Source organism: Trinickia violacea (genome assembly GCF_005280735.1).
Taxonomy (GTDB): domain Bacteria; phylum Pseudomonadota; class Gammaproteobacteria; order Burkholderiales; family Burkholderiaceae; genus Trinickia_A; species Trinickia_A violacea.
Map to the genome: position 1 here is coordinate 2,472,202 of NZ_CP040077.1, position 16,967 is coordinate 2,489,168.

At 66.0% G+C, this 16,967-nt stretch carries 12 protein-coding genes; 7 read left to right on the forward strand and 5 right to left on the reverse strand.

All coding sequences use genetic code 11. The features are described 5' to 3' along the window. Positions 1 to 57: 57 nt before the first annotated feature. The 3 genes from pncA to FAZ95_RS11235 all read right to left on the reverse strand — a co-directional run bounded on the left by pncA (position 58) and on the right by FAZ95_RS11235 (position 4,720). Entirely contained in the window at positions 58 to 684 is a 627-nt protein-coding gene (pncA, locus tag FAZ95_RS11225) for a bifunctional nicotinamidase/pyrazinamidase (protein ID WP_137332522.1), read from the reverse strand. Positions 685 to 758: 74 nt separating this feature from the next. Next, the gene (locus tag FAZ95_RS11230; protein ID WP_137332523.1) at positions 759 to 2,855 is read right to left on the reverse strand and encodes a 3-hydroxyacyl-CoA dehydrogenase NAD-binding domain-containing protein; all 2,097 of its coding nucleotides are present in this window, start codon (positions 2,853 to 2,855) and stop codon (positions 759 to 761) included. 209 nt (positions 2,856 to 3,064) lie between these two features. Next, positions 3,065 to 4,720: a 3-(methylthio)propionyl-CoA ligase gene (locus FAZ95_RS11235; RefSeq protein ID WP_137332524.1), complete on the reverse strand. Its 1,656-nt coding sequence runs from the start codon at positions 4,718 to 4,720 to the stop codon at positions 3,065 to 3,067. Positions 4,721 to 4,824: 104 nt separating this feature from the next. On the opposite strand from FAZ95_RS11235, the gene FAZ95_RS11240 reads away from it, so the two are divergent. The 5 genes from FAZ95_RS11240 to FAZ95_RS11260 all read left to right on the forward strand — a co-directional run bounded on the left by FAZ95_RS11240 (position 4,825) and on the right by FAZ95_RS11260 (position 8,845). Further along, the gene (locus FAZ95_RS11240) at positions 4,825 to 6,381 is read left to right on the forward strand and encodes a protein adenylyltransferase SelO (RefSeq protein WP_137332525.1); all 1,557 of its coding nucleotides are present in this window, start codon (positions 4,825 to 4,827) and stop codon (positions 6,379 to 6,381) included. 143 nt (positions 6,382 to 6,524) lie between these two features. Further along, positions 6,525 to 6,953 carry a peptide-methionine (R)-S-oxide reductase MsrB gene (msrB, locus tag FAZ95_RS11245; RefSeq protein ID WP_137332526.1) on the forward strand — a complete coding sequence of 143 codons (429 nt, stop codon included), beginning with the start codon at positions 6,525 to 6,527 and terminating at the stop codon, positions 6,951 to 6,953. 183 nt (positions 6,954 to 7,136) lie between these two features. After that, complete coding sequence (locus FAZ95_RS11250) at positions 7,137 to 7,667, forward strand: septation protein A (RefSeq protein ID WP_137332527.1); 531 nt, start codon at positions 7,137 to 7,139, stop codon at positions 7,665 to 7,667. Between the two features lie 3 nt (positions 7,668 to 7,670). After that, a complete protein-coding gene (locus tag FAZ95_RS11255; RefSeq protein ID WP_137332528.1) occupies positions 7,671 to 7,985 on the forward strand; it encodes a BolA family protein in 315 nt (104 codons plus the stop codon). Positions 7,986 to 8,065: 80 nt separating this feature from the next. Further along, entirely contained in the window at positions 8,066 to 8,845 is a 780-nt protein-coding gene (locus FAZ95_RS11260) for a peptidylprolyl isomerase (RefSeq protein ID WP_137332529.1), read from the forward strand. 78 nt (positions 8,846 to 8,923) lie between these two features. On the opposite strand, the gene FAZ95_RS11265 is transcribed toward FAZ95_RS11260, so the two are convergent. After that, positions 8,924 to 9,478, reverse strand: coding sequence for a GNAT family N-acetyltransferase (locus FAZ95_RS11265; RefSeq protein ID WP_437437739.1), 555 nt, complete (start codon positions 9,476 to 9,478; stop codon positions 8,924 to 8,926). Then, complete coding sequence (gene purL, locus FAZ95_RS11270) at positions 9,475 to 13,545, reverse strand: phosphoribosylformylglycinamidine synthase (protein WP_137332531.1); 4,071 nt, start codon at positions 13,543 to 13,545, stop codon at positions 9,475 to 9,477. The genes FAZ95_RS11265 and purL overlap by 4 nt, the downstream gene beginning before the upstream one ends. A gap of 377 nt (positions 13,546 to 13,922) precedes the next feature. Here purL and FAZ95_RS11275 point away from each other — a divergent pair, with 377 nt between their 5' ends. After that, on the forward strand, positions 13,923 to 15,224 hold the full coding sequence (locus FAZ95_RS11275; protein WP_137332532.1) for an FAD-dependent oxidoreductase: 1,302 nt from the start codon (positions 13,923 to 13,925) through the stop codon (positions 15,222 to 15,224). Positions 15,225 to 15,364: 140 nt separating this feature from the next. Beyond that, on the forward strand, positions 15,365 to 16,954 hold the full coding sequence (locus FAZ95_RS11280) for an NAD(P)H-hydrate dehydratase (protein WP_137332533.1): 1,590 nt from the start codon (positions 15,365 to 15,367) through the stop codon (positions 16,952 to 16,954). Positions 16,955 to 16,967 lie beyond the last annotated feature (13 nt).

Consider the following 16,967-nt stretch of genomic DNA (forward strand, 5'->3'; position numbering starts at 1 on the left):
TCCCATGCAAAGCTATCGAAATTTGCTCTGTACGTGATTGAGGGGTGCGCGTGCCGCTCATGCGAGCACGTCGTCCGCGCTTAGCCTTGCGATGCCTGCCTCGCGCATCGCTTGCCAGGCTTTATCGAGCGAGCCATCGAGGTCGATCGCGCGGCAGGCATCGTCGATCACGGCGACTTCGAAACCGGCCAGGCGCGCATCGAGCGCGGTCCACGCAACGCAGTAGTCGGTGGCCAGCCCGCAGCAAAAGACGCGCGTCACGCCGAGATCGCGCAGATAGCCGGCGAGGCCCGTGCGCGTCGTGCCGTCGGCTTCGAGAAACGCCGAGTAGCTGTCGATGTCGCGGTGATGACCCTTGCGGATCACGAGGCGCGCGTGCGCAATGTCGAGGTCGCGATGCAGCGCGGCGCCCGGCGTGCCCTGCACGCAATGCACGGGCCACAGCACTTGCTGCCCGTACGGCAGCGCGATCGTCTCGAACGGCCGGTGCGGCGGGTGATGCACGGCGAACGAAATGTGCTCGTGCGGATGCCAATCCTGCGTCAGCACCACGTGCTCGAAGCCCTTCGCCAGCCGGTTGATCACCGGCACGACCTGATGGCCGTCGGTCACGGCCAAGGCGCCGCCCGGCATGAAATCGTTCTGCACGTCGACAACGAGCAGCACCTGGTCTGCGCTTTTCATCGTGTCACCTCGTTAAAGATCGGCGCGTCGAAGCACGCTTTGGCTTGGCGGCACGCCGTTCACCGCTCGGCAGCTCAACCGTTGAAGCCCCGGCCCGCGGCCGCCAGCTCCGTGATAAGCGGTGCGATCTGCCACGCGTCGCCATTCGGCTGCGCCGCGTAACGCGCCATCGCGCGCTCGACGTTATAGAGGCCGACCGTATCCGCATACAGCATCGGGCCGCCGCGCGAAAGCGGAAAGCCGTAGCCGGTCAGATAAACCATGTCGATGTCGGATGCCTTCGACGCGATCCCTTCCGCCAAGATCTTCGCGCCCTCGTTGACGAGCGCGAACACGAGCCGCTCGACGATCTCGTCGTCGCCGATCTTGCGCCGCGCGCGGCCGACCTCGTTCGAATACGCGACGATCATCTGGTCGACGAGCGCCGAAGGGCGCGCGTTGCGGTCGCCGGCCACGTAGTCGTACCAGCCGCCGCCCGTCTTCTGCCCGAAGCGCCCCGTCTCGCAGAGACGATCGGCGATCTTCGAGTAGTGCATGTCCGGCTGTTCTTGATAACGGCGCTTGCGGATCGCCCAGCCGATGTCGTTACCCGCGAGATCGCTCATGCGGAACGGTCCCATCGCGAACCCGAAGCGTTCGATCGCGCCGTCGATTTGCGCGGGCAGCGCGCCTTCCTCCAGCATGAAGAGCGCCTGACGCACGTATTGCTCGACCATCCGATTGCCGATGAAGCCGTCGCAGACCCCCGACACGACCGCCGTCTTCTTGATCTGCTTGGCGATTTGCATGACGGTGGCGAGCGCGTCCTTCGCCGTGTCTTTGCCGCGCACGACTTCGAGCAGCTTCATCACGTTCGCGGGGCTGAAGAAGTGCATGCCGACGATGTCCGCGGGACGCTTCGTGAACGCCGCGATCTTGTTCAAGTCGAGCGTCGACGTGTTCGATGCGAGGATCGCGCCGGGCTTCGCGACTTCGTCGAGGCGCCGGAACACCTGCTCCTTCACGCCAAGCTCCTCGAACACGGCTTCGACGATCAAGTCGGCGCCGGCGAGGTCGTCGTAGGAAAGCGTCGGCTTGATCAGCGCCATGCGCGACTCGAGCGCTTCCTGCGTCAGCTTGCCCTTCTTGACGGTCGTTTCGTAGTTCTTGCGGATCGTTGCCAGGCCGCGCTCAAGCGCTTCCAGCTTCGTCTCCAGGAGCGTCACCGGCAGCCCGGCGTTCACGAAGTTCATCGCGATGCCGCCGCCCATCGTGCCCGCGCCGATCACCGCGACTTGCTTGATCGCGCGCACGGGGGTGTCCGATGGAACATCAGGGATCTTGCTCGCGGCCCGCTCACCGAAGAATGCGTGGCGCAATGCGCGGCTTTCGGGCGTCTGCACGAGCGCCACGAAGCATTCGCGCTCGAACGCGAGCCCCTGGTCGAAACCCTTCAGCACGCCCGCTTCGATCGCGTCGATGCATTTGCCCGGCGCGGGAAAATGTTTGGCGACCGCGGCGACGCTGTTGCGCGCGAACTGGATGAAGCCGGCCGCATTGTCGTGCTGAATCTTGCGATCGCGCAGACGCGGGTGCGTTCCGCCCGCGCCCATGTCCCTAGCCGCCGCGCGACGCGCAAAGGCAAGCGCGGCTTCGAGCACGTCGCCTTCGGCCATCTCGTCGAAGAGGCCGCTTTGCGCGAGCTTCTCCGACATCACGGGTACGCCCGACACGATCATGTTGAGCGCGGCTTCGAGACCGATCGCGCGCGGCAAACGCTGCGTGCCCCCTGCGCCGGGCAAGAGGCCGAGCTTCACTTCCGGCAGCGCAATCTGCGCGCCCGGCACCGCCACGCGATAGTGCGCACCGAGCGCGAGCTCCAGGCCGCCGCCCATCGCCACGCTATGAATCGCCGCGACCACCGGCTTGGCGCTGCCTTCGACAGCGCGAATCACCGTCGCGAGCGTCGGTTCCTGCGTGGCTTTCGGCGTATTGAATTCGGTGATGTCGGCGCCGCCCGAGAACGCCTTGCCGGCGCCCGTCAGCACAATTGCGACGATGGCAGGATCGCGGTCCGCGCGCGCGAGGCCGTCCATGATGCCGGCACGCGTGGCAAGTCCGAGTCCGTTTACCGGGGGATTGTTCAGCGTGATGACGGCGACGCCGTCGCGAGTCGTGTAGTCCACAGCCATCTGTCTGCCTCCAGTGAGGGCGCACGGGCGCCCGAGTGCGTCCGGGTACGCGGATCATTGTCGGCGTACCGGCGAGTGGAAGCTAGAATACACAAAAACGAACGACCGTTCAATTTGTAAAAATACTGGCGCCTGCCAGCGTCTGCATGCGGTTCTTGACTCGAACGCAGGGTGTATGAAAGCGCGCCCGGCGCCGCTCGAAAGCGCCTTTACGCCACCCCTGCCGCCCCCGCATTCGCAGTCGGCAGCACGTGATCGCGCAGCATCTCGCGCAGCTTGAGCTTCTGCAGTTTGCCGGTCGCCGTGTGCGGCAACTGTTCGAGGAAGACGACGTCGTCCGGAATCCACCATTTCGCGACCTTGCCTTCGTAGAACGCGAGCAGTTCCTCGCGCGTCACGTTCTCGCCCGCGCGCTTCACGACGACAAGCAGCGGCCGTTCGGTCCACTTCGGATGCGCGCACGCGATGCAGGCCGCTTCGGCCACGGCCGGGTGCGCGACCGCGACGTTCTCGACGTCGATCGAGCTGATCCACTCGCCGCCCGATTTGATGACGTCCTTGCTGCGGTCGGTGATCTGGAGGAAGCCGTCGGGATCGAGCGTCGCGACATCGCCGGTCGGAAACCAGCCGTCAACGAGCGGCGACGCTTCGCTGCGAAAGTAACGGTCGATCACCCAGGGGCCGCGCACGTGCAGGTCGCCGAACGCGACGCCGTCGCGCGGCAGCTCGCGCCCTTCGTCGCCGACGATCTTCATGTCGACGCCGAAGATCGGGACGCCCTGCTTCTCCGTCAAGCGGCGCTGCGCCTCGAGCGGACGTTGCGATTGCTCCCAATTCAGCCGCACGAGCGTGCCGAGCGGCGACATCTCCGTCATGCCCCAGGCGTGGATCACGTGCACGCCGTACACGTCTTCGAACTCGCGCAGCATCGCGGGCGGGCATGCTGAGCCGCCGATCACCGTGCGCTCGAGCGACGAAAAGCGCTTGCCTGCTTCGCGCACGTACTGGAGCAGGCACATCCAGACGGTCGGCACGCCCGCCGAAAACGTCACGCGCTCCGTTTCCATCAGATCGAAGAGCGACTTGCCGTCGAGATCCTTGCCTGGGAAGACGAGCTTCGCGCCGGTCAGCGGCGCTGCGTGCGGGATGCCCCAGGCGTTCACGTGGAACATCGGCACGACCGGCAGCACGGCATCGCGCGCGGACACACCCATCGCGTCCGGCAGTGACGCGCCATACGCATGCAGCACCGACGAGCGGTGCGAGTACACCGCGCCCTTCGGGTTGCCGGTCGTGCCCGACGTGTAACAGAGATTGGAGGCCCAACGCTCGTCGAGCACGGGCCAGTCGAAGTCGCCATCTTCGCCGGCGAGCAGCGTTTCGTAGCTGAAGGCAGGTGTAGCCATCGACGGCAGATGCGCCTCGTCGGCCAGCGCGATCCAGCCTTTGACCTGCGGACATTGCGGCGCGATGACGTCGATCAGCGCGGCAAACGTCGTGTCGAACAGGACGTAGCGGTCATCGGCATGGTTGACGATGTAGGCGATCTGCTCGGGAAAGAGACGCGGATTGATCGTGTGGCACACCGCGCCGAAACCGGTCACGCCGTAGTACGCCTCGAGATGGCGATAGCCGTTCCAGGCCAGCGTGCCGATGCGCTCGCCGGGCGTCACGCCAAGCCGGATCAGCGCCTGCGCGAGCCGCTTCGCTCGCTGTTCGCAATCGCGGTACGTGTAGCGATGAATGTCGCCCTCGACGCGCCGCGACACGATCTCGGTATCGCCCGCGTAAGTCGCGGCATGCTTCAACAGCGACGATACGTTGAGCGGCACGTCCATCATCTGACCCAGCAACGGCGTTGTCATTTCCGTTCGTCTCCTCGTTATTGCTTTGTATCGGCCGGGATTGGCCGGCCCAGCGCGCCTACGGGCGCGGCCTTACAATATCGGCTAATTCCGAGGCGCTCAACATGTCGTTTTCCCCAAGCAGTACCGGGCTGTCGGAGCGGATGTCGTCGGTCGCGGACGCGATCGGCAACACGCGCGACGGCTCGTTCGCCCAGCTCGGCACATCGTTCCTGACCCGCCTGCCCGCGGCGCCGCTCAACGCTCCCTATGTGGTCGGCTTCTCGGCCGAAGCGGCACGCATGCTCGGCTTCGATCCATCGATCGCCGATGACGCCGCATTCGCCGCATACTTCTGCGGCAACACCACTCGCGAGTGGCCGTCGCAAGCGCTGCCTTACGCCTCCGTCTATTCGGGGCACCAGTTCGGCGTGTGGGCCGGCCAGCTCGGCGACGGACGCGCGCTCGGACTCGGCGAAGTCGAGCACGGCGGCGCTCGCTACGAGCTGCAATTGAAGGGCAGCGGCCGCACACCCTATTCGCGCATGGGCGATGGGCGCGCGGTATTGCGCTCGTCGATCCGCGAGTTCCTGTGCTCGGAGGCCATGCACCACCTCGGCATTCCGACGACGCGCGCGCTGTGCGTGATCGGCTCCGACCAGCCGGTGCGCCGCGAAGAGATCGAGACCGCGGCCGTCGTCACGCGCGTCGCGCCGAGCTTCGTGCGCTTCGGTCATTTCGAGCACTTCTATTCGAACGATCGTGTCGACGCATTGCAGGCGCTCGCCGATCACGTGATCGACCGCTTCTTTCCGCAATGCCGCGAGGCGGACGATCCCTACCTCGCGCTGCTGGGCGAAAGCGTGCTGCGCACCGCCGATCTGATCGCGCAATGGCAGGCAGTCGGCTTTTGCCACGGCGTGATGAACACGGACAACATGTCGATCCTCGGCGTCACGATCGACTACGGTCCGTTCGGCTTCGTCGACGGGTTCGACGCCAACCACATCTGCAACCACTCCGACACGTCCGGCCGTTACGCGTACCGGATGCAGCCACAGATCGCGTACTGGAACTGCTTCTGCCTGGCGCAAGCGCTGCTGCCGCTCTTCGGCGCGCGTTACGACGAAGCGTCGCGCGGCGAGCGCTCAGTCGAAGACGCGCAGCGTGTGCTCGAAGGCTTCAAAGACCGCTTTGCGCCGGCGCTCGAAAAACGCTTGCGCGACAAGCTCGGCTTGGCAACCGAACGCGCCGGCGACGACGCGCTCGCTAACAAGCTGCTCGAAATCATGCACGCGAACCGCGCGGACTTCACGCTGACCTTCCGCCATCTTGCGCGCATGTCGAAGCACGACGCGAGCGGCGACGCGCCCGCGCGCGACCTGTTCCTCGACCGCGCCGCGTTCGATCTCTGGGCGAACGACTATCGCGCGCGGCTGTCCGAAGAAACACGCGACGACACAGCACGGCGCGAAGCGATGAACCGCGTGAATCCGAAATACGTGTTGCGCAACCACCTCGCCGAAACGGCGATTCGCCGCGCGAAGGAAAAGGACTTTTCGGAGGTCGAGCGGCTCGCGGCCGTGCTGCGCCGTCCGTTCGACGAACAGCCGGAATACGAAGCTTATGCCGCGTTGCCGCCCGATTGGGCGGGGTCGCTCGAGGTGAGTTGCTCGTCATGAGGCCGTGAGCGCTGCCGCCTGCTCCCGAAATCGAAACCGAATGCTCAGCTGATACGTACATACGAACTCGACTTGGCGCCGCATCGACGAGGCGTTTTCCGACGCCCCGCCGCGACGCCTCACTCCACGGAGACAAACCGACCATGAACCGCCCCCTCGACGACGATCGAACCCAGCCCACGCATCCGGAGCAAAAAACCGACGCCGAATACCGCAGCGAGCTCTCCGACATCGAATACCAGGTGACCCGCCACGCCGCGACCGAACGTCCGTTTACCGGCCGTTACTGGGATCATTGGGACCGCGGCATCTACGATTGCGTCTGCTGCGGCACCCCGCTCTTCGAATCGGATACCAAATTCGACGCCGGCTGCGGCTGGCCGAGCTACTTCAAGCCGCTCAACGGCGAAGTGATCGAAGAACTCACGGACCGCTCGCACGGCATGCTGCGCATTGAAGTCCGCTGCAAGAATTGCGGCGCGCATCTCGGGCACGTGTTCGAGGACGGTCCCGCGCCGACGGGCCTTCGGTACTGCATCAATTCGGCTGCGCTACAATTCGACCCCAAGTAACGTAGCGCGCCCGCCTCGGCGCCCGGCTGACAGACGGCCCTCGCCGCGACATACCGCCGAGCGGCAGACGCCCGGCAGCGGATGCCGGCACACACGCTGTCGCCTTCGCCGAGGCTTACGCCCCACAGTCATCCGCGTCGCCTGCTGGCCGGCAGGCGACGCTCATCGACATTCCAACTATCAATGAAATTTCTGTTCGATCTGTTCCCGATCATCCTGTTTTTCGTCGCGTTCAAGCTGTGGGGGATCTTTACCGCCACGGCCGTGGCGATCGTCGCGACGTTGCTGCAGGTGGCATGGGTTGCGTTCCGGCACCGCAAGGTGGACACGATGCTCTGGGTGAGCCTGGGCGTGATCGTCGTGTTCGGCGGCGCCACACTCGTGCTGCACAACCAGAAGTTCATTCAGTGGAAGCCGACCGCGCTCTACTGGCTGTTCGCGGTCGGGTTGATCGTCGCGCGTTACGCGTTCCAGAAGAACCTGATCGAGAAGATGATGGGCAAGCAGCTCACGCTGCCCGGAGCGATCTGGGACAAATTGAACGTCGCGTGGGCGCTCTTCTTTGTCGCCCTCGGCGTCGCGAACTTGTATGTCGTCGCCAATTTCACCGAATCGCAATGGGTCAACTTCAAGCTGTTCGGCACGACGGGCGCGATGGTCGTGTTCATCGTCGCGCAAAGCCTGTGGCTCGCGAAGTATTTGAAGGAGGAGTGAACGATGAGCGAGTTTTTGAACGCGTCTCCCGCCGAGCGCATCGCGCTGATCGAAGCGCGCTTGACGGCCGCCCTCGCGCCGGTTTCTCTTAGCGTGAGCGACGATAGTGCGCAGCACGCCGGCCATGCCGGAGCCTCTGCCGGCGGCCATTACACGGTGACGATCGTCGCCGCGGCGTTTGCCGGCAAGGCCCGCGTGGCGCGGCACCGCTTGGTGTATGATGCGCTGGCCGATGCGATGCAGCGCGGCATCCATGCGCTTGCCATCATGGCTTATACGCCCGAGGAATTTGCCGCATTGTCCTCGACGTCGTCGTAGGTGCCACTCGCGATTTTGCTCGCTCCGTTGTCCGCTCAGTTGCCCCTCAGTCGCCCAATTAGGAACGTTAGGAACTTCCGATGACCTTGAAGAAATCCCATCTCTGGGTACTGCTCGCCGCCTTTGCGGCTGCGCCTGCTTTCGCACAGAACATCGCCGTCGTGAATGGCACGCCGATCCCCAAATCGCGCGCCGATGCGCTCGTCAGCCAGCTCGTGAAGCAGGGTCAGCAAGACTCGCCGCAACTGCAGCAGGCCGTGCGCGAAGAACTGATCAACCGCGAAATCCTGATGCAGGAAGCGATCCGCGAAGGCGTGCCGTCACAGGCGGACGTCAAGGCACAAGTCGCCGTCGCGCAGCAGACCGTCGTGCTGCGCGCGCTGATCGAGAAATTCGTGAAGGACAACACGCCGACCGACGCGGAAGTCAAAGCGCGCTATGACGACCTCGTGAAGCAAGCCGGCGGCCGCGAATACCACCTGCACCACATCCTCGTCGACAACGAGCAGCAGGCGAAAGACCTGATCGCGAAGATCAAGGCCGGAGCGAGCTTCGAAGACCTCGCGAAACAATATTCGAAGGACCCGGGATCGGGCAAGAACGGCGGCGACCTCGACTGGGCGAATCCGAATTCCTACGTGCCGGAATTCGCGGCAGCGGCGGAAAAGCTGCAGAAAGGCCAGATGACCGACCAGCCGGTGCATACGCAGTTCGGTTGGCACGTCATTCGCGTCGACGATATTCGCGACATCGCTCCGCCGCCGCTCGATACGGTGAAGACGCAGATCGTCCAGCAGATTCAGCAGGAAAAGCTGCAGGCGTTCGAAGAAGGTCTGCGCAAGCAAGCGAAGGTTCAATAACGTTTCGCTCGTTGCTGGAACAGAAAAAGCCACCCGAGGGTGGCTTTTTCTATGCGCTGACGAATCGACGTGACGCGCTCAATCCGGATAGAACTCCCGGTGATAGCGCGCTTCACCCGTCGGCAGCGAAGCATCGGCGCCATCACCGCCCGCGAGACTCATCGCCATGAAGTACTCAGGGGGTACGCCGGGAAACACGATGCCTGGTTCGTGACGAAAGCCGAACCGTGTGTAGTACGCCGGATCGCCAAGCACGACGCAGCTTCGAGCGCCCTGCTCCCGCACCGCCTCCAGACCCGCTTGAATCAACGCGCTGCCGATTCCTTGCCCTTGACACTCAGGGCAGACGGCCACCGGCGCGAGCCCGACACACTTGCCCTCATCGCGCGAGCCGATCTGAACCGGCGAAAACGCAATGTAGCCAACGATCTTCCCGGCCAATTCGGCAACCAGCGAAACCGTCAGAGCGCCATCGTCGCGCAACGCGTCGACCAGCAGATGCTCGCGCCGATCGCTATGCGGTTCGTTCTCGAAGGCGGTGCGCACCACCTCCGAGATCGCGGCGCGATCGGCGGCGTCCGCAATACGCTCTGCGCGGATTTGCAGCGCGGCCCGATTCGACACGCCGGTCAGCCGATCCAGCGGCGCGCGTTCTGGAACACACGTATCCACGGGCTCGCGTCACCCCAGCCTTCCGGATGCCAGCTCATCTGCAACGTGCGGTGCACGCGCTCCATGTGCGGCATCAGCACGCTGAAGCGGCCGTCCGGCGTCGTCACCGACGTAATGCCGGCCGGCGATCCGTTCGGATTGAACGGGTAGCGCTCGGTTGCCTGACCGCGATGATCGATGAAGCGCATCGCGATGTCGACACGCGCCGCATCGCCCTGCTGCGAGAAATCCGCGAAGCCTTCGCCGTGCGCGATCGCGACCGGAATGCGCGAGCCTTCCATGCCGGCAAAGAAGATCGACGGCGACTTCTGGACTTCGACGAACGAGAAGCGCGCCTCGAATTGCTCGGACTTGTTGCGCGTGAACTTCGGCCACGCTTCGGCGCCCGGAATGATCGACGCGAGGCTGCTCATCATCTGGCAGCCGTTGCAGATGCCGAGTGCGAACGTGTCCTTGCGGTCGAAGAAGGCGGCGAACATGTCGGCGAGCATCGGGTTGAAGCGGATCGTCTTCGCCCAGCCCTCGCCCGCGCCCAGCACATCGCCGTACGAGAAGCCACCGCACGCGACCGCGCCCGCAAAATCGGCGAGCGTCGCACGGCCGGACAGCAAGTCGCTCATGTGGACGTCGTGGGCGTCGAAGCCGGCGCGATCGAACGCGTAGGCCGTCTCCAAGTGCGAGTTCACGCCTTGTTCGCGCAGGATCGCCACACGCGGGCGGGCACCCTTGCCAACGAACGGCGCGGCGACATCTTCATTCGCGTCGAACGTCAGATGCGGCGCGATGCCGGGGTCGTCCGCTTCGAGCAGTGCGTCGTATTCGGAGTCGGCGCAGGCCGGGTTGTCGCGCAGACGCGCGATACGCCAGCTCACCTCGCTCCACGCGCGATGCAGTTCCGTGCGCGGCGCTTCGTAGATCTTCTTCGCATCGCGGTAAATCTCGATCGCGTCGCGCTCGTTCAGCTTGCCGATCACGTGCGAGCAGGCGCCGAGGCCATGCTCGCGCAGCACGCCGAGCACGGCGTCGCGATCCGCTGCGCGCACCTGAACGACTGCGCCCAGCTCTTCGGTGAAGAGCGCGCGAACCGTCAGATCCTCGCGGCGGCCGCTCGTCTGCTTCGCCCAATCCTTTGCATCGCCGTAGTCGAACTCGTGCTGCGAATCGAGCGTGAGCATATCGACGTTGAGCGACACGCCGACGTGCCCCGCGAACGCCATTTCGCAGACCGTCGCCCACAACCCGCCGTCGGAGCGGTCGTGATAGGCGAGCAGCTTGCCGTCGGCGTTGAGCGCCTGGATCGCCGCAAAGAAACGCTTGAGGTCTTCGGCATCGTCGACGTCCGGCACGCTATCGCCGACCTGCTGCGTCACCTGCGCGAGAATGCTGCCGCCCAAGCGATGCTTGCCGCGTCCGAGGTCGATCGCGATCAGCGTCGTATCGCCGGCCACGCTCGGGCGCTGCAATTGCGGCGTCAAATGACGGCGTACGTCTTCGACCGGCGCGAATGCCGAGATGATCAGCGAAACGGGTGCGACGACTTCTTTCGCGACGCCTCGATCGTCCCACTTCGTCTTCATCGACAGCGAATCCTTGCCGACCGGGATGCTGATTCCGAGCGCCGGGCACAGCTCCATGCCGATCGCCTTCACGGTATCGAACAGCGCGGCGTCCTCGCCGGCGGTGCCGCACGCGGCCATCCAGTTCGCCGAGAGCTTGAGCTTGTCGAGCGATGCGATCGGCGCCGACGCGATGTTCGTCACCGCCTCGCCGACCGCCATGCGGCCCGAAGCGGGCGCGTCGATCACGGCGAGCGGCGTGCGCTCGGCCATCGTCATCGCTTCGCCGCGGAAGCCGACGTAGTCGGCGGCCGTGATCGCACAATCCGCGACCGGTACTTGCCACGGGCCGACCATCTGGTCACGCGCCGTCGTGCCGCCCACCGAGCGGTCGCCGATCGTGATCAGGAACGACTTGCTGGCGACAGTCGGGTGCTTCAAGACGGAAACCGCGACTTCCGACAGCGCGAGGCCCGTCACGTCGACCGGCTCGCGCTTGGCCGCGACGCGCTTCACGTCGCGATGCATGCGCGGCGCCTTGCCGAGCAGCACTTCCATCGGCATATCGACGGGTTCCTGCTGGCCCTCGGCGTCGGCATCGACCAATTCCAATTGCCGGGCTTCGGTCGCCACGCCGACGACGGCCAGCGGACAGCGCTCGCGTTCGCAGATCGCTTCGAACATCGGCAGATCGGCGGGCGCAATCGCGAGCACATAGCGCTCCTGCGCTTCATTCGACCAGATCTCGCGCGGCGACAAACCGCTCTCTTCGAGCTGAACCTTGCGCAGTTCGAAGCGTGCGCCCTTGTTCGCTCCATCGACGAGTTCCGGGAACGCGTTCGACAAGCCGCCCGCGCCGACATCGTGGATGCTCAGAATCGGGTTTTTGTCGCCGAGCTGCCAGCACGAGTTGATCACTTCCTGCGCGCGCCGCTCGATCTCAGGGTTGCCGCGCTGGACCGAATCGAAGTCGAGTTCGGCGGTGTTCGTGCCGGTCGCCATCGAGCTCGCGGCGCCGCCGCCCATGCCGATGCGCATGCCAGGGCCGCCGATCTGGATCAGGAGCGAGCCGGCAGGCAGGTCGTGCTTGTGCGTGTGCTGATCGGAGATATTGCCGATGCCGCCCGCAATCATGATCGGCTTGTGATAACCGCGCACCTGGCCGCCGACGTTCTGCTCGTAGACGCGGAAATAACCGCCGAGATTCGGCCGGCCGAATTCGTTGTTGAACGCGGCGCCGCCGAGCGGGCCGTCGATCATGATTTGCAGCGGCGAGGCGATGCGGTCCGGACGGCCGTAGGCGTCGTGCTGATCGGCGGGATTGCGCTGCGCCGGCGGGACTGCCGCATCGCGCGCGTTTTCCCACGCTTGGCGCGCCTCGGGCAGCTCGAGGTTCGAGACCGAGAAGCCCGTGAGGCCCGCTTTCGGACGCGCGCCACGGCCCGTCGCACCTTCGTCGCGGATCTCGCCGCCCGCGCCCGTTGCTGCGCCCGGGAACGGCGAAATCGCGGTCGGGTGATTGTGCGTCTCGACCTTCATCAGCGTGTGCGTGAGCTCGACGTGACGACCATAGCGCTCGCCCGGCTCGCCCGCCGCACCATTGGCTGCCGCCGCGCGCGGGAACCAGCGCTCCGCCATGCCGCCCGCCATGATCGCCGAGTTGTCCGAGTAGGCGACGATCGTGCCCTGCGGGTTCAGCTTCTCGGTGTTCTTGATCATCTGAAACAGCGAGATGTCTTGCGGCTCGCCGTCGATCGTCCATTGCGCGTTGAAGATCTTATGGCGGCAGTGCTCGCTGTTGGCCTGCGCGAACATCATCAACTCGACGTCGGTCGGATTGCGGCCGAGCTTGCCGAACGCATCGACCAGGTAGTCGATTTCGTCGTCCGCGAGCGCGAGGCCGAGTTCGGTGTTCGCCGCTTCGAGCGCGCCGCGTCCGCGCGCCAGGGTATCGACGGTCGAAAGCGGCTTCGCAGGCAGTTCGTCGAAGAGGTGCCGGGCATCGTCGCGCGAGGGCGCCACGCTTTCCGTCATGCGGTCATGCAGCGCCGCCGCCACGGCGGCGCGCGCCTCGTCGGAGAGCGCCTTCTTGCCGCCGAGCAAGCCGCTTTTCAGAATCACGGTGTACTCGATCCCGCGCTCGATGCGGCGCAAATGCGTCAGACCGCAGTGATGGGCAATGTCGGTCGCCTTGCTCGCCCACGGCGACACCGTGCCGAAGCGCGGCACCACGAGGAAGGTTTCAGCCGCGCCGCGCTCGCTGCCCGCCTCGACCGGTGCGCCGTAGTGCATCAGAGCCTCGATCTTCGCGCTGTCTTCGCTCGTGAGCGTCTCGGACGAATTGACGAAGTGCAGATATTGGCCGCGAATGCCGACGATGTTGCTGTCGATTTTCGCAAGCGTTTCGAGAAGGCGGGTTTGACGGAAATCGGAAAGGGCCGAAGCGCCGGGGAAACACGAGAAGTGGGCCATGGACTAGACGTGACGTCGATGAGTCGCGCGTGGGGGCGACGTGAGGCGAAAGGAAGACCGAGATTATACCTGGAAGTGGCCCCCGAAAAGCTGGCCGAATGGCCTAGGACGCGTGGCGCGACGCGGCTTGCCGGGCGGTCTCGAGCGCGCGGACAACACCCCGGCGCCGCCGGCCGGCCCTGATCTCGACGCGCGTCGCCCCGCGCCGGGCGACGCGTGCACGCCACGCCCGCCGCCGTCCGCGCGACCGGCCGGGTGCGTTTGGCGGTATCATGCACGGCTTCATCCGTCGGCGCGCCACCTCGTGAGAGCGCCGCACGTCACGCGAACGCGGGAATCAGGAAGCGCGCCTCGCGCTCCTTCGCATCGAATCAGTCATGGATGTCATTGTCATTGGCGGCGGGATCGTCGGGGTCGCCACCGCATATCAGCTGCGCGCGGCTGGGCACCGCGTGTGCGTCGTCGAGCGCCACGCGACCGTCGCGCAAGGCGCGACCTACGGGCACGGCGGCGCGATGCTGCCGACACCGCTCGACGTCTGGTTCGGCCCGACCTTCATGCAAAGCCGGCGTGCCCCGAAAAGCGGCATCGTGTTCAAGCCTGGCTTCAACTCGGGCGCGCGCCGCTTCATGCGCCGGCTCGATCAATTGCAAGCGCCCGACGCGTTCCGCGAACACTGCCTGCGCCTGAAGCCGCTCATCGACGCATCGCGCGAGGCGATCGCCGATATCGAGAACCGCTTCAAGCTCGAATTCGAACAGCAAAGCGGTGTGCTGCACGTGGTGCGCCATCAGCGTGAATGGGAACAGCTGCAAAGCGCGCTCGACCTGCTGCGCGAATTCGAAATGCAACATCATGTGCTGACGCCGGCCGAATGCGCGGCCGTCGAGCACTCGGTGCCGACCGAGCCCGAATTCGCGGGCGGCGTGCTGTTCGAGACCGAGCGCACGGCGAACTGCCCGCTCTTCGCCAAGCTCGTCAAGCAGGTGCTCGACGAAAACGGCGGCGTCGAGTTCAAGTTCGGCCGCAGCGTCACGGCGATCCGTGTCGACAATCAACGCGCTGCCGTCGAGCTCGCGCCCCGCGAAGGCGAGTCCGCACACTCGCGCGAGGTAGACGTGATCGCCGCGGACGCCATCGTCGTTGCCGCCGGTGCGGGCAGTCTCCCGCTCATCCAGCGGCTCGGGCTCGACTTGCCGCTGCACCCGTTGCGGCTGCACGCCCTGACCGCGCCGATCGCCTACGAAGAACGCGCGCCGCATCTGGCCGTCGTCGACGCGATCAAACGCATCACGATGTCGCGCATGAACCAGCGCCTGCGCATCGCGGGCGGCGCCGTGATGCAAGGCGTGCGGGAGAGCACCAAACCGCTTGCCGAACCGCTCACGAAAGCCGCCCTGACGCTCCTCGGCCAGGCCACGCACGACTGGATTCCCGGCGCCGCCAAAATTTCGGCGGCGCTCGCGTGGGAAGGCGTGAAGCTGCTCTCGCCGGACGGCCTGCCGGTGGTCGGACAAGCGTTGCATCCGCGGCTTTTCGTCAATTTCGGCCACGGGCCAGCCGGCTGGGGGCTCGCGTGCGGGTCTGCTAAAGTGGTGGCAGATCTTGTTTCCGGCAACGCGCCCAGCATGCCGCCCGATACGCTCGCGGCGCTCCGCCCCGATCGTTTCGCGAGCTGACCGTGCGGTTTCGGCGGCAACCCGGCTCGCGGACCTGAGGCACCAGCCAGGTCCGGTCCGGGGGCACCCTGCTTCAACTGGGCCCAGCCGGAGGCGTTTTTCGCACGTGTCCCCGCTTGTCCCCGATGGCGCCGCTCGACATGACCGCTACCGCTCCGCTCGATTCGGCTTCACAGCCGCTCCTGTCCCCTCACGACCGGCCCCTGCCGCTTTACACCGTCGCCGAACTTCGCGCGCTCGAAAAGGCAGCCGAAGCGGCACTTCCCGCGCACACGCTGATGGCGCGCGCCGGCGCGGCCGCCGCGCGTTTTCTCGCCGATCGCGCAACGCACGACGGCTCGTCGGCCGAACATCGCCCCATTTGGATCGTCGCCGGGCCGGGCAACAACGGTGGCGACGCGCTCGTTGCCGCAGCCGAGCTGCATCGCGCGGGCATCGCCGTAGAAGTGTTCATGCCTGTCGAAGTCAAGCCGGACGACGCGCGCTGGGCGCTGAGCGTCGCGCGCGCGTCTGGGGTACCGATTTCGGCCGCACCGCCAGCGTCTTTCGATGCCTATGGCTGGCTGGTCGACGGGATGTTCGGCATCGGCCTCGCTCGGCCGCTCGAAGGTGTGTTCGCGCAAGTGGCCGAGCGCCTGAGCGAACGCTCGCGGGCTTCCGGCCGCGTGCTGGCGCTGGACGTCCCTAGCGGCCTTGACAGCGACACCGGCAATGCAGTCGGCCCAGGCGCGGTTGTAACGGCCACCGAGACCATCACGTTCATCGGCGCGAAGCCGGGGCTCTACACGGCGTCAGGCCGCGATCTCGCGGGTGCGGTGACCGTCGCGCCGATCGGCCTCGACGTCGACCTGAACACGGGCGCGACCGGCCCGATCCGCCTGAATGCGCCGGCGCTCTTCGCCCCCTCTTTCCCCGCCCGCGCGCACGCCACCCACAAGGGCACGTTCGGCAGCCTGGCCGTCGTCGGCGGCGACACCGGCATGTGCGGTGCACCGATCCTCGCTGCGCGCGCCGCGCTCTATACCGGCGCGGGCAAGGTGCACGTCGCGTTCATCGGCGTCGGCGGCCCGGCGTACGATCCGCCGCATCCGGAGCTGATGCTGCACTCGGCCGACGCGCTGCGCCTCGACACAATGGACGCCCTCGCGATCGGCTGCGGCATGGGCGACACACGACGCGCGGCCGAGGCGCTGGGCCGCGCGTTGCGTCTCGATGTGCCGAAGCTCATCGACGCCGATGCGCTCAATCTCGTCGCGCGCGAAGCGGAGCTGGCCGCCTGCGTTGCCGCTCGCGGCATGGCCGGCGACGCCTGCGTGCTGACGCCGCATCCGCTCGAAGCCGCGCGCCTCTTGGGATGCGACGCCGCGACGATCCAACAAGACCGGCTCGCCGCCGCACGCGCGCTCGCGACCCGCTTTTCGAGCGTGATCGTGCTCAAAGGCGCGGGCACGGTGATCGCCGCGCCGGACGGCCGCGTCGCGATCAATCCGACGGGCAGCGCGGCGCTCGCGACGGGCGGCACGGGCGACGTGCTAGGCGGCATCATCGGCGCGCTGCTCGCGCAACGGCTGCCGCGGTACGAGGCGGCACTGGCGGGCGCCTATTTGCACGGCCTCGCCGCCGATACCCTGACCGAACGCGGGCAAGGCCCGGCGGGCCTCACGGCGGGCGAACTCGCGCCGGTCGTGCGTGAACTGCTCAATCGACTGATTTATTCGCGGCCCGCTTGACGATCCTTTTGAA